The following is a 14,184-nucleotide window of genomic DNA, read 5'->3' as shown; positions in this document are numbered from 1 at the left end:
AAGGCCCCCATGACCGTCCAGTTCACCCGCCTGTCGACGATCGCCGGCGTCGACTACCTGCTCAGCACCGTCGCCGCAGGCGACAACCCCCTGAGCCGCTCGGAAGGCCCGGACCTGGTCGGCTACTACGCCGCCACCGGCACGCCCCCGGGACGCTGGGCGGGAGCGGGTGCCGCAGCCGCAGGCCTGGACATGTCCGCGACGATCACCGGGGTCGAGGCCTCGCGGCTCTTCAAGGAGTTCCGCCACCCCACCAGCGGCGCCCAGCTCGGCGGCAAGGCGCGCCCGGAGGGCTCGGTGGCTGGCTTCGACCTGACGTTCACGATGCCCAAGTCCGTCTCCGCGCTGTGGGCGCTGGCCGACGGCCCCACGCGGGCGCGCATCCAGGCCGCGCACTCCGCGGCCATCGACCAGACCCTGACCTACTTCGAGGAGCGCATCCTCCAGACCCGCTCGGGATCCGGCGGCGTGGCCGCCGAGGCCACGCTGGGTGTCATGGCGGGCGTCTTCCACCACTTCGACACCCGCGACGGCGACCCGCACCTTCACACCCACGTCGTCGTCGCCAACCGCGTCCAGCGCGCCCGCGACGGCAAGTGGCTCACCGTGGACTCCCGCGCCGCCTACAAGGCCGCGGTGTCCCTGTCGGAGACCCACGAGAACCTGCTGCTCGACGAGCTCGCCCGCACCTGCGGCATCGAGTTCGCCGAACGCGAGGGCCGCGCCGCCTCGACGAGCTCGGCGGTCGTCCTGGACGCCGTCGGCGTGCCCGAGACGCTGCTCGAAGCGTTCTCCTCCCGTGACCAGGCGATCCGCGCCCGGCAGGCCGAGCTCGAGGGCGAGTACCGCGCGACCCACGGGCGCCCGCCCAAGGGCCGCGACCTGGCGCGCATCCACCAGACGGCGTGGCGCGAGACCCGCAAGGCCAAGGACGCCGAAGCCACCCCGCTCGCCGAGCTCCGCCGGCGCTGGCGCGGGCAGGCCGTAGCCGCCGGCATCGACGTGCCCGCGCTCGTCGCAGGTGTCATGGACCGCCCCACGACGCCCGACGTCGCCGGACGCGACCGGGACCCCGACGACCCGCTCGTCAACCACCTCGCGTCCCTCACCCTGGACGAGATCCTCGCCGACGTCGCCCAGACGGGCGAGGCCGGCGGCCAGATCGCCGCGCTCGTCCACGCCCAGGTCGCTGCCACCCGCTCGACGTGGACCTTGGCCAACATTCGCGCTGAGGTCGAGCGCGTCACCCGCGCGGTGCGCTGCCCGAGTCCGACGGTGCGCCGCGAGCTCGTCGACGCGATCACCACCGCCGTGGCCGGGGCATCGGTGGAGATCTCCACGACCCGCTACCGCCTCAGCGCCGCCCAGCTGGCCGACGGGCGCCTGACCCTGCGCGGCCGGTCGATCTTCGACGACGATCAGACCCGCGTCTTCACCGACACCGCGATCCTCGACGCGGAGGCCTACCTGCTGGCGCGCACCCAGACCGCGACCGACGCCCACCTCACCGTCGACGACGCCGCGCGCCTGGTCGCCGCAGCCTCCTCGGCGCAGCGCACCGACAAGGGCTTCGCCCTGGCCGAGGATCAGGAGCGCGTCGCACGCACCGTGCTCGCCGACCCAGCCGGTCTCTCGGCCATCGTGGGGCCCGCCGGCACCGGCAAGACCACCACCATGCGCGCGGTGCGCACGGCATGGGAGGAGATCCACGGCGCTGGTTCCGTCGTTGGCGTCACGACCTCGGCGCAGGCCGCAGCCGTCCTGGGTGCCGAGACCGGCATCGAGACCACCACGATCGCCAAGCGCCTGCACGAGACCGTCGGGGCCGGCGCCGAGCAGCGCGCCGCGTTCATCGCCGAGATGCACCAGGTCCTCGACGACGAGGCCCGGCCCCACCGGCACGCCGGTGCCCGCCGAGGGCTCGCCAAGGCCCTGGCCCGGGCCGAGTCCTGGCAGCTGCGCGCCGGCCAGCTCCTCATCGTCGACGAGGCGTCCATGTCCGGGACGCACGCCCTGGCCGAGCTCGCACGTCAGGCCGAGCAGGCCGGCGCGAAGGTGCTGCTCGTCGGCGACCCCGCCCAGCTCGACGCCGTCGACGCCGGCGGCGTCCTGGGCTGGCTCGAGCGCCGCGGTGCGACCGTGGCGCTGGACTCGGTGTGGCGCTTCGACGGAGCCGACAACAAGGACTGGGAACCGACCTCCTCCCTCGCGCTGCGCGCCGGGAACACGGACGTCATCGACACCTACCTCACCCACGACCGCATCAAGGCCGGCAGCGACGAGGACATCCTGGAGGCCGCATACGCCGCAGCCCGCGACGACCAGACCGCGGGCCGCTCCACGATCCTCATCGCCGCGACCAACGCCGCCGTCGCCGACCTCAACCAGCGCTTCACCCTCGACCGGCGCGCCACCGGCGAGGTCGACATCACCCAGCTCGCCACCCTGCGCGCCGGCGCCGACGCCGGCGTTGGCGACCAGGTCCTCTACCGCAAGGTTGACCGCACCCTGGTCGACTCCCGCGGGGACTTCATCCGCAACGGCACCCCGCTACGCATCACCTCCATCACCCGAACCAAGGTCCACGCCCAGCGCACCGACACCGAGGACGGAGCCACCTTCGTCATCCCCCGCGCGAACCTCGCCGAGCACGGCGAGCTCGGCTACGCCATCACCGCCCACCGCGCCCAGGGCACCACCGTTGACGTCGGCCACGTCGTCGTGCCCTCAGACACCTCCATGACCCGCGAGACGTACTACGTCGCCATGACCCGAGGCCGCAAGGCCAACACCACCTGGGTCGGCCAGCAAGACCCCGCGCCCGACCGCGAACGCCTCGTGGCGGCGGCTGATCTCGACACGTGGCGCTCCACGCTGGAACGCATCATTTCCACCTCCGGCGCCGAGCTCACCGCCCACGAGACCTCCGAGCGCTGGACGAGCGAGCACCACTCCCTCTCGCGTCTGCATGCCGAGCGGGACCTGTTGCTGTCCCTGGCCGCGGACGAACGCGCAGACCGCGGACGCGAGGCGCTCCTCGCGCAGATCGCCGCCACGATGCCCGCAACCGACGCGGCAGCGGTCGCGTCCTCCCCTCGGCTGGCGACGCTCGGCGTCGTCGTCGACCGGCTCACCGACGCCGGCGTCAACGTCGACGAGCTCCTGACCCAGTTCGGGGCCGACGGCCTCGAGCACATGCGTGACGCCGCCGCCGTCCTAGCCGCGCGCCTGCGCAAGTACGCTCACGTCACCGGCATCGACCTCACCACCGACGTCGAGCTCGAGGATCTCATCCGGCCTGTGCGCGCCCAGGACCAGGGCCTCGACGAGGCCCTGGCGATCAACGCCGAACACATCGCCGAACGCACCCGCGTCCTGGTCGAAGCCGCGGCGATGACCCCGTGGGCGGGCCACGTCGACCCGCACCTTCCGGGCCACGAACAGCTGCTCGCGGCGATCGCCTTCTACCGCGACCGCTACGACGTCGAGCACCCCACACCGCTCGGGCCGCGCCCTGCCGAGGACGAAGCGGCGCGCTTAGCAACCTGGACCGAACTGGCCCGCGCCCTGAGTGCGGAGAGTTCAGCCGCGACGTCCACTCCGACGAATGAGGCCGTCCCGAGCACGCCTGCACCTCAGGTCCGAGACCTTGACGGGGCGGGCTCGCAAGACCTGTAGACGGACGGGAGGGCATGGCCGTTCTCCCGGTCCTCTGGCCGCGTGCCCGGCCGGAGGCCAACGGTCCGCGGGTTGCCCCACCCGAGCTGTATCGACCGGCGGCGCACTCTCAGAACTTGTGGCTCACGGAGCGCAGAGCGCGAGTTCCGTTGGCACCTGCCATACCCGGATGCACGGACGCCCCCACGACACCGCCTTCGCGGCTACCGCCGACAAGTGTCAGCGAACGATAAGCCTCTCGCAAAGGATTGACATCCAGCAGCTCCGTTCAGCATCAGCCATATCGCGCAACACGGAACCGATGAATGATCCATACCCCCCGTAGGCACCTTCGGCACCTCCCCGGTAAGAATCGCTGTGCCGGCGCGAACATCGCTCCGGGTTCCCACACCACTCGAACGACAGGTCCAGTTCAATCGCCGCGGGCACGAGGCCCGTTGGCCTCCCTGCACATCCGGTGCCAGTCTCGAAAGCTGGCTCGATTCCCTTCCAACCAGCGCCATCCTCCACGGAATCGTAGTCGAGGAGCGTGACCCCGACGATCGCATGCCCATGGTCTCCAGCATCAAGTTCACCGACGACTGCGAGGCCTCCCAGCGCTGGCGCTCCGCGAAGGGATCGCGCCACATCAGGGACATGGGCCGCTACCGACGGTCCCTTTTCCCGAAGCTCTGCAAGACTGGACTCGTTCACAATCCAACGATGGCATTCGAGGCCCTCGACAGAGAACTCGCGATGATCACCAACGGGCGTCTGAAACTCGTCAATCGCAGGAAGCGCGCCCCCATCCCGGCTTGATGTCGCGATCCATTCGAATGACATCAGCTCCTTCCGCAACTCGCCAGTTCTCGAACGCGTCGACCACCTCTTCCTAGAAGCCGCAGACAGTTCAACCGATACCCCTGAGACTCGAAACAGAAACTCGACACCCTCGCTGTCTCGCCCCATCCCGAAGAACCTCCGCTGCCCGAGGGTCCACAACTCGCTGGGAACGGAGATCTGGCGCCGGGTCACCAGTGCGCCCCTCCCCTAATCCTCACGTGCACGTTGGCTCCACTCTTGCTTTCAAAGTTCGAGTACGTCCCTCTGAAACTCTTGTTGTTCTTAACAGTGGGCGTCCGGTATTGATTCCCCGTGCGGCTAGACCACGACCTCGTGAACGACTGGCCCGCCCAGGTCCCAGGTTTGCTGGCTCGTTGACCTCGAGTCCACAGACGTCCGGCCAAGTCGCTCTGCCGCCTCGTAGCCGTCAGCCCCTGTTTACCGGCCTTGACCCCCTTGAGTAAGCGAATCGCCCCCGGAAGCGCTCGGGCAGTTCTCGCTCCTGTTGCGATCGCACCTAGGCATCCTCCACCCGAAGCGGCGACACACGCCACAGCCCCGACGACAACCGCAGCGACGACAACACCGACGACCACCTTCTTCCAGTTGCGTGACCACCAACTCTTGCGCCCGTCGAGGTCGAGCTTATTGACAGGATCGCTCGGATACCCGTAGACCGTCTCGTTGCCCCCGACCACAGGGTCGACCGAGGTGAACAAGCCCGTGACCGAGTTGAACAGGCGCACCCCCATGAGCACAAGCCCCGAGGGATCCGAGGCCCGTTCCTTGCCACCCAGCCAGCCGTAGTCCAGTGCCCCGGCCTTCACCCCGGCACCGGCGCGGTTGCCGTACTCGTCATACACCGCCAGGCCCGAACCGCTCCCCGGCAGAGCGGTCCGCGTGCCGCCGACATCGCTGAGCGCATGGGTTGCCACGACCGAGCCGATCGGGTCGGCGATCGCCACCGACGTCAGCGTCGCCTCAGCGGAGTCCACCTGCGTGTAGAGCACGTCCCCGGCGATCGCACCCGCATACGAGCTCGTGCGCGTCACCCCACCAGACACCTCACGGGCCCCGGTCGGGTTGTCGGAGGAATCGGAGTACACCCGCGTCACCACACCCGAGCCCGCGCCCGTGGTGGTCGTCACCGACCGGCGTGCCAGCGCGTCCAGGTCGAACGTCGTCGACGTCCCCCCTGTGGTGATCGACCGGGCGAGGTCGTCGTCGAAGTAGGCGATCTCGATGTCCGACCCACCCGGGGCGTCCCCGGCCGGCACCAGCGTCTGCCGCCCCAGCGCGTCATACACGTAGGAGCCCTGGCCCGTCCCGGCGTTCAGGACGCGGTCGGCCTTGTCATAGCTCCACGACCGCACAAGGTCGCTGGCACCCGCGCACTCACCGTCACCAGCGTTGGTCGTCAGGCTCGTACGGTTCCCCGCCGCGTCAAAGGCGTAGCTCCGGCTCGTGCAGACCCCTGCGGCAATGTCCTTGACCTGGGTCAGGCGTCCCGGACGGTCATACCCGTAGGACTGCACCCGCCCGTTCCCGTCAGCCGAGGGCCCGTTCATCTGCGAGATGCGCCCCAACGCATCCCGACTCAGACTCCAGCTGTACGCCGCGACCCCGTTGATCGCATACGACAGGGCAATCTCCTGACCGCTGCGGTCATACGCGCTGGACTGCGCGACGCCGCCCGGCATCGACTGCGACACCAGGTCCCCGACGTTCGAGTACTCGGCCGTGAACGACCCCACACCCGCCACCGCCTGACCCACCAGACGGCCGGTGACGGGCTCGTAGGTGTTCGTCGTCACCCGGCCCAGCGCGTCGGTGAAGGACGCCACACGCCCCGCGGCGTCATACGTCGTGCTCGCCGACGCCGAACCCGTCACCGAGTCCGCATAGGCGATCTGGCGACCCCACCCGTCGAAGGTCTCACTCACCTTCGCGATCACGCTCGCGCCGTCGACCGTCGCGGTCTCCGTCTTCAGGCCCGTGGCCGGGTCATAGGTGTACCGGATCGCGGGCCGCGCCGTCGAACCCGTCAGCCCTGACGCCGTCGTTGCGACCTGCGTCTCGCGACCAGCGTTGTCGAAGGTCGTCGTCGTGGTGCGCGTGGCACCTCCAGCCGACTCGACCGTCTTCGCAGAGGCCATGTAGTGGCTGTACTCGGTGAGCGTCTCGGCCTTCTTCGCCGTTCCCGCAGCCGATCGCGTCAGGCACTCCATGCCTGCCCAGGCCGGCTTGGCCCCGCAACGCGCATCGGTGAAGCCGCCGGCGCTCTGAGCATCGGCGGTGTAGTACAGCGAGCGGGTCGTGCGGTCATCGGTGCCGTCCGAGGTGGGCTCACGCACCTCCAGCGTGCGCCCGAGCGCGTCATACCGGGTGCGGGTCACCAGGTCGGGCCCGTCAGGGTCCACCGTCGTCTGAGACGTCGCCGCCCCCAGCACCCAGCCCGAGGTCTCCCCCGTCACGCTCGCACCATCGATCGGGTCATAACCCGTCCGGACACGTGAGACCTCCACAGCGCCGGTCAGATCGACGTCGCCGCCCGGCTCGGTGGTGCCCGCGCCTGCGTCGACGAGGTAGGTGACCTGCTCGGTCGCCAGGTTCCACGCCAGCCCCGTCTTGTGGTTGATGCCGGAGTTCGGCGCGCCCGCATCGAACGTCGTACGCGTGTGCAGCCGGCCCAGGAGCACCGTGCCGTCAGCGCCCGTGTACTCGACCGCGGGCGCCCACGTGTCCGTCACACGAGCACCTGCAGGCACCAGCACCGTGCCCGCAGGCACGACAGCACCCACGGCCGGGGTGATCGCGGTGGCCGCCTTGATCTCCGCGTTGAACCGCGTCAACGTCGCAAAGGAGTCGACCAGCGGAGTCCGCCCAGCGGCGCGCTCGTCAAGGATCGCGGCGATCCCGCGCTCGTCGAGCTCATGGATCACCCGGCCCCCGGAGTCGTACCGGGTCGCGGTGAGGTTCCACGAGCTCCCACCCCAGTCGGCGGTGTTCAGGACGTAGCCGCTGGCGTCGGTGTACTGGTACGAGCCGTAGCGGCCATTCGTCCCGCTGAGGGCCTGGGCGTTGAGGCTCGCCGGGGCGTCCTGCCCCAGGACGACGAACGCCGCAGTCGGCGCGCCCGGCTGCTCCCAGCGCGCCACCGACGTCGCCGAGACATCCGCGCCTGTGCTGAGCGGCACGAAGTAGCCGAACGCTGCCAGCCGCGCCGCCGCCACTCCCGTCCCGGCGGCCCGGTCAACCTTGGTCAGGGCGTCGGTCAGGGCCATCCCACCCGAGGTGAGGTTCGCGTAGGTGAACGTGTAGGGCGCAAGACCCGCAGGCGTCAGGGAAGCCAGCTGCGGCACACCGGCCTTAGTAAGGCCGCCGTAGGCATAGGACGTCGACAGGTTCGCGCGCGGGTCGGTCACCTTGATCAACCGCTTTGCCGAGTCGTACGCATAGGTCGCCACGACCGTCGTGCGCATCGCAGACGTCTGCGGGTCGAACGCGGTGTAGGAGACCTGGGAGACCTGACCAGCGACCTGCGTGCCCGTCGTCGTGGTCGCATACGTGATCGTCAGCACCCGGCACCCGGGCTGCTCCGCGCCCGCGACGCACGTGATCGCACCACCGCTCCGGGCAGGCACAGGTGCCACGATGCGCGTGATCCTCCCCGCGCCGTCACGTCCGAACGTCGTCGCCGAGGCACTGCCAGGCTCCTGGACAGACTCCACGACCCACGTCTCAACAGCCGTGCGCACCCACGTCGTCCGGGTTCCGTCAGCCTCGGTCAGCACCAGCCGGTAGGTCGTCCCCGAGACCGAGACGTCAAGAGTCGTCTCTGTGCCAGCCGTGTCCTCGTCCAGCGGGACATAGCGGCCCGTGCGAGGAGCACCCGCCTGCCTGCCTGCCGGGTGGCCGTAGAACAGCGCGTTGAACTCCTCGTCCACCAACGCGAACGTGCCGTCAAAGCCGGTGGAGTCCTCCACGTCATACGTCGCCGCACCACCGGCCGCGCCGTCGAAGGACGCCGTCCACCCCGGTCCGAAGGGACCAGGGAGGCTGGCAGCGTTGTCGAAGGACGCATACGTGCGCGACACCGTCAGTTCCGAGCCGAACCCCGGCACCGACACGTCGGTGGCCGAGGTGAGCATCTCCCCCGTCCACAGGGCCACCTGCCCCGGTCCCGCCTCTGCGACAGGGAAGCCGTTGCCGAAGGCGTGCGGCACATAGAACAGCCGCCGCGCATCGGTGTACTTCGTACCTGCCCCGGCCTGGGAGTAGGTGAAGTACACCTGCATCTCCAGTGTCGTGTGCAGACGCTCACGACCCATCGCGGCCGCTACCGCATAGGCGTCAACGTTCTGTGCGACGCGCACAGTGGTGCCCGAGACCGTCGAGGGCAAGACGGCTGGCGTCCCCCACGTCTGCGAACCGGCGTCGATGTTGCGCCACCGGATGTAGGCGGTCACAGTCGTACCGGGAGCTGGGGCCGGACCCGAAGCCTCCACCCGCACCGACGACGTCGCCTTGACACCCCCCGCGCCCGGCACCGTGATCGAGGGCTTGCCCGTGCCGAACGTGAACGTCGCCGGAGCAGACACCTTCCCGACACGATCCACCGAAGTCACCGTGACCGTGTGCCCGCCCACCGGAAGCGGACTCCACGCGTGGGTCACCGGACCCGAGCTCGTCGAGGCCAGCGATGTCTCCGCACCACCGTCACGCCGGACGATGTACCGCACCACGTTGTTCGCCGCACCACCGGTATACGTGAACGTGCTCGAGGTCAGCGCCGCGTCGTTCCAGCCTCCGTTGCTCAGGCCCGTGGCGCTGATCGTCGGAGCAGGCGGAGCGACCGTGTCGAGCCCGAGCGCGCGCGTGCCTGACCAGCCAGACGCCTTGCCGTGCGCGTTGATCGTGCGCGCCCGCACCGTGTACGACGTCCCACCGGTCGCAGGAAGCGAGGTCGCGGGCGTGCACGACGCCGCCGCACCTGAGGCCACCTGCGCGGTCGTGCACGAGGCCGCGACCGTCGTCCCAGTCAGGATCTGCATCTCATACTTCACCGCGTCGGTGTAGGCGTCCTTGCCCGAGGTCGTCAGCGTCGGCCGCTGGTTGCTCGTCCACCCGGCCGTTCCCGTGCTCACGAACGTCGGTGCGCCCGGCGCGGGCGGCGTCTTGGTGTACGTGATCGCCAGCTTCGGCCCGCGCGAGTGCACGTTGCACGCCGACGCGCTCGGGTCTTCGTTCCACGAGCAGTACCGCTTGGAGTAGCTCGCATCCCCGATGTTCTCCGTAGGCACGTTGAGCACAAGCCCGAAGTTCTTGGCCGGGTTGGCCTGCCAGTACTTCACCATCGCGGTCAGCGGCACGTTGACGAAGCCGTTGGAGGACGTGCACGTCCCCCCGCCGCGGTTGTCGGTGAAGTACGTCGAGGTCCCCGTGTCCGTCTTGGCCGTGGGACGGTTCGCCCAGGTGTCGCTCACGCTGAACGCAGTCCCCAGAGGGTGCACGTTCGTCCGGCGCGCGACGCAAGAGTTCGCCTCGAACTGGAACAGCTGCATCGCCGCCGAGAGGATCTCGGCTCCCGCAGGCAGCCGCGTGGTGTCTGCGACCTCCCAGCCGATATAGGTGCGCGCCTCAGCGGCCGTCGCGGTCGTGTTGCCGACAACGAGCTGAGAGTCAGTGGACTTCGAGCCGGTGCCCGAACGCATCCACGTGTCCCCACGCCCCGTCATCGAGGAGATGTCCGGGTCGATGACCACCGGATACACCGTCGCCGGGTCGGTGAGGAACCCCTCTGGGACGCCCAGGCGCAGCTTATGGCTGCGCACTGCTCGCCTGGCTCCGGCCACGCGCTCGGTCCGCGTGGTCGCCTTCGACAGCTCCGGGCTCAGCTCGACGACCTCGGAGGCCTCCGTCCCCGCACCGCCAGCCGCACCGGCGTCGTCCCACGCCACCAGCTCAGCAGTCTGCCCCAGCACCTCACCAGCCTCGTCCAGCAGCGCCACGCCGCCGTCGCGCTCGACGAGCGCCCCACCGCGCGCCTCCAGGCCGAGGACAACCTCGTCCACAGGCTCGGCCGGCGCCTCGTTAAGTCGCAGGCGCACGTTCATCCCCGTGCGGGTGGCCGTCACCAGCAGGTCCGAGGTCTCGTCGACCTTGTAGACCGCGGTCGCCCCTTCCAGCACCGGCTCACCCAGGTCCCCGCCCGGCCACGTCACTGCCAGCAACGCGTCCTCGGCGACTTCGGTGCGACCCAGCTCACCGGGCGCCCCGCCACCGATCTCGACCGGGGTGGCGCTCACGCGTGGGGAGATCGTGCCGTCGCTGCCCGTCTCCAGGGTCAGGTCGATCTCCTGCCAGGTGCCGTCGCCGTCCTGGACCTGCACAGGCAGGCCGAAGTCCTCCACCGTCCAGGTGCCCTCAGGGTTCGCGAACCGCTTGGAGGACTCCGTCCGCGCCGAGAGATCCTCCACACGCGAGCCCTGCAGCTTGGCCGCAAGCATCGCGGTCAGCGCGTCCGCGGCCTCGCTCGTCGCCCCAGCCGAAGTCACCTTCACCGGCTCAGCCGCCGCAGGCGCAGCCACCGCCACACCCGGCACCAGCTGACCGGCAACCGCGAGCGATCCGACCGCAGCCACTGCGGCACAGGACGAGGTCCAACCCCGACGACCCGACACACTAGAAGAACGCATCATTGTGCCATCCCCGCTTCGCCGACCCCCCGCCGGCCCCTGTTGACGCGCCCGCTCCGGACGCTGAGAGGAGACTAGGTGCTATCACCCGCCGATGGGAAGCGGTTGAATAGAACTGGTGAAGGCAAGTTCCTGCGCTGCGCGCTACACCCGGAGAGGCGAGGCGCTCGTCGCGCGGCTCGCCTCCACGACGCCGACCACCGACTACGCCACCGTCCTGGCGGTGCACGTGCACAACTACGCACGCCGCGACGGCATCGACCTGACCGCCGGCGTCGCGCTCGAGGATCTCGTGCGGCCCGTGCGCGCCCAGGACCAGGGCCTCGACGATGCCCTGGCGTCAACGCCGATCACATCGCCGAACGCACCCGTGTCCTGCTCGAGGCCGCGGCGGCGACCTCTTGGGCGGGCCACGTCGCCTCCTACCTGCCGGGCCGGGAGCAGCTGCTCGCGGCGATCGCCGTCTACCGCGACCGCTACGACGTCGAGCATCCTTCCCTGCTCGGACCACGCCCTCTGGAGGCCGATGCGAAGCGCCTGGCGACCTGGACCGATCTGGCCCACGCGCTGAGCGCAGAGCGCACGGATGTGCCGAACGAGGAGCCCGGCAACGGCGGCCCCGACTTCGATGACTGGGGGCCCGAGGAGACGGGACCGACCGGACCCTAGGCGCACAGGAAGGGGCCCCACCATCGGTGGGGCCCCCTCTCGCTGTGTGATCTACAGGGAGTGCTCAGGCGACTGCTCGGCGTGTACCTCCAGCGACGCCACCGCGAGCGACGGAATCGTGATCCCCATCCGTCGCGCCCGGGTGACCTGCGGGTCGACGCCCGCGACATACTCGCGGAGATCTGCGAGGTAGACGCAGCGCGCGTCGAGGGCCAGTGCGCCTGCGCTCTCCCCCAGCTGCGCATTGGCTGCCGCGGCCGCGCTCGGCCACGCCTCGAAGAACAGGTTGGAGTCGCCAGCGCCGAGGAGCTCGATGCACTCGGTCTGGAAGCCCTTGGGCGCAGGAAGCGCACGGCCTTCACTGTCCAGCACGACCACCGGGTACCAGGTGATCTCCTCCAAGCCGCTGGCGTCGACGACGACGACGTCGGCCGCTGGCATCTGCTCGGCTAGGGCCTTGAGCGCTTGTGCCCAGGCAGCGCGTTCGTAGACCTCGGTGGCGTGGGCGAGTGCGCGGGCGGCTTCGGTGCGGTCAGGAAGGTTCATGGGACTCTCCGTCTCTCGGCGTCAGGGGTAGCCCGTTGCGCGCCACCATTGGCCCTCGCACTGACACCGATGAAGTGCCGCACATAGGTACGCCATCACTACCTACTGCGTCTCCTTCAATCTCACCGTCGGCGAACCTTCCGTCGCTGCCTTTGCCCTCGTCGCGATCATCGCCGTCGTCGCGCTCGCCTCCCGTCGCGATGCTAGTCGCGCGGTGATCGTTGACGTCCACGCGGCCGACGATGCAGCACACGCGCTCTGCTCCCACCAAGTGCAGGCACGACCTCGCCAGTTCGCCCGCACGCGGCGACGGGTCGGCCGTTGGGCCGAGGAGGTGCTCATCAGTGGGCTCGGCGGCCTGCTGACCAACCTCCTCACGTTGGGCCTGCAACTCGGCTCGGCCCTCTTCGCCGGCGGCTGAGCCATTGAGCACCGTCAGCCTCCCCCGGCGCCCGCCCCTGAGCACGAGGCGAGGGGCCCAGATCTTGCGATCTGAGCCCCTCGTAGGGGTGGCCAGATCACATGTCCGGTCCTGGAGCGTCGACCGTGAAGGGTGTGGCCCCTTCGACGGTGGTGGTAGGCGGCGCGTGGTCCGCCGGCTGGTGGTAACCGCGGATGACGATGGGGAGCGAGCTCGGCACGGCGTACAGAGCCAGCCCTTGGTCGTAGCCGAGGCCCGCGAGCTCGTCGTGGACTACGCGAACGTTCATCGTCGGTGGGATGAGAGCTGCCTCGAGCCGTCGCTCTCCCGCTGCCTCGTGGTCGGGCTCGCCGTGGTTCGCCTCGTTGTTGAGGTAGCGCAACGTGCGCTTGGTGACCCAGACGGTCGGGTGCACGTGGCCTGAGGGTTCCCCGGGGAAGACGACGCCGTGGTGGTCGCCGTGTCCGTCGATCCCGGCCATAACCGCGACGGGACGCGCCTCCACCCAGGCCCTCGGCGTCATCTCGCGACGCCAATCGTCCATGCCGCTCTGCTGCTTGCGACGCAGCGAGATCTCGTTCGGGCTGTCCCCGGCGAGGAACTCCTGAACGTCGGAGAGGTAGACGGTGCGCAGGTCCCGGATGTGGACGGCCTCCTCGTCGTTCTCAGCGCGACGCACCATCGCGTCGAAGATCGCGCGCTGCACGACCGCGTCATGAGGCTGAGAGCGCGCGTCCAGGAGCATCCGCTCGTGGTCGAGACTCGCTTCCCTGACCCCGAACAGGAAGTCGTCCGGGTCAAGGTCTGCGACCAGGTCCCCACGTGCGTCGTAGAGCGCGATCGGGATGCTCTCGTCCCCGGCCGAGAACTTGGCGGCAACGACGAGCGTCGCGGTCGGGTGGTTCTGCGTGAACTTATCCACGGCGTGGCGCCATGCCGACCGCCGGAACGCGCTCTGGGCGGTATCGAGGGCCTCCAGTGCCCTCTCCGCCTCATGACGAAGCTGTTCGTCCATACCTACTCCGATCCTCGTGGGTGCTGTTGCAGGGGTACGCCCCGCCGTTCCCGGTCATCGACGCCCGATAGGGCCTCGCGGTCCGCACGCTCGCGCTGCGCGACGGCCTTACTGCGCTGGTCGAACGCACCGCCAGCGCTCCTGTCGATGCAGTAGGGCATGCAGGAAACACCACACGTGCCCGGGCCTGCTCCCCAGTTGAAGCCGCCGCAGCGGAACGGCAACAAGACTCGCCGTGCGAACCCCGCCCGGAGGTCTGTTGCGCGCCCTGGAGGCCCCGACACGGTCACCCGCAGCCGCGCGGCCAACGCTTCGCGGTCAACGGCACGGGAGGT

General features: G+C 69.7%; 6 protein-coding genes. 2 read left to right on the top strand and 4 right to left on the bottom strand.

Going from position 1 to position 14,184, the window contains the following annotated elements:
- Positions 1-9: 9 nt before the first annotated feature.
- On the top strand, positions 10-3,678 hold the full coding sequence (mobF, locus tag C1729_RS02140) for a MobF family relaxase (protein ID WP_102508287.1): 3,669 nt from the start codon (positions 10-12) through the stop codon (positions 3,676-3,678).
- Between the two features lie 219 nt (positions 3,679-3,897).
- On the opposite strand, the gene C1729_RS14260 is transcribed toward mobF, so the two are convergent.
- The 3 genes from C1729_RS14260 to C1729_RS02120 form a co-directional block, all read right to left on the bottom strand.
- Positions 3,898-4,692, bottom strand: a complete 795-nt coding sequence (locus C1729_RS14260; RefSeq protein ID WP_129590647.1) for a hypothetical protein — start codon at positions 4,690-4,692, stop codon at positions 3,898-3,900.
- Entirely contained in the window at positions 4,689-11,144 is a 6,456-nt protein-coding gene (locus tag C1729_RS02130; RefSeq protein ID WP_102508283.1) for a DNRLRE domain-containing protein, read from the bottom strand. The genes C1729_RS14260 and C1729_RS02130 overlap by 4 nt, the downstream gene beginning before the upstream one ends.
- A gap of 774 nt (positions 11,145-11,918) precedes the next feature.
- Positions 11,919-12,413: a hypothetical protein gene (locus tag C1729_RS02120; RefSeq protein ID WP_102508280.1), complete on the bottom strand. Its 495-nt coding sequence runs from the start codon at positions 12,411-12,413 to the stop codon at positions 11,919-11,921.
- 214 nt (positions 12,414-12,627) lie between these two features.
- Here C1729_RS02120 and C1729_RS02115 point away from each other — a divergent pair, with 214 nt between their 5' ends.
- Positions 12,628-12,834: a hypothetical protein gene (locus C1729_RS02115; protein ID WP_102508278.1), complete on the top strand. Its 207-nt coding sequence runs from the start codon at positions 12,628-12,630 to the stop codon at positions 12,832-12,834.
- 97 nt (positions 12,835-12,931) lie between these two features.
- On the opposite strand, the gene C1729_RS02110 is transcribed toward C1729_RS02115, so the two are convergent.
- Positions 12,932-13,756 carry a hypothetical protein gene (locus C1729_RS02110; protein WP_129590646.1) on the bottom strand — a complete coding sequence of 275 codons (825 nt, stop codon included), beginning with the start codon at positions 13,754-13,756 and terminating at the stop codon, positions 12,932-12,934.
- Positions 13,757-14,184: the final 428 nt, after the last annotated feature.

Origin of the sequence: Sanguibacter massiliensis, from assembly GCF_900240335.1 — a bacterium.
GTDB classification, from domain to species: domain Bacteria; phylum Actinomycetota; class Actinomycetes; order Actinomycetales; family Cellulomonadaceae; genus Flavimobilis; species Flavimobilis massiliensis.
This window is presented reverse-complemented; position numbering and strand designations above follow the sequence as displayed.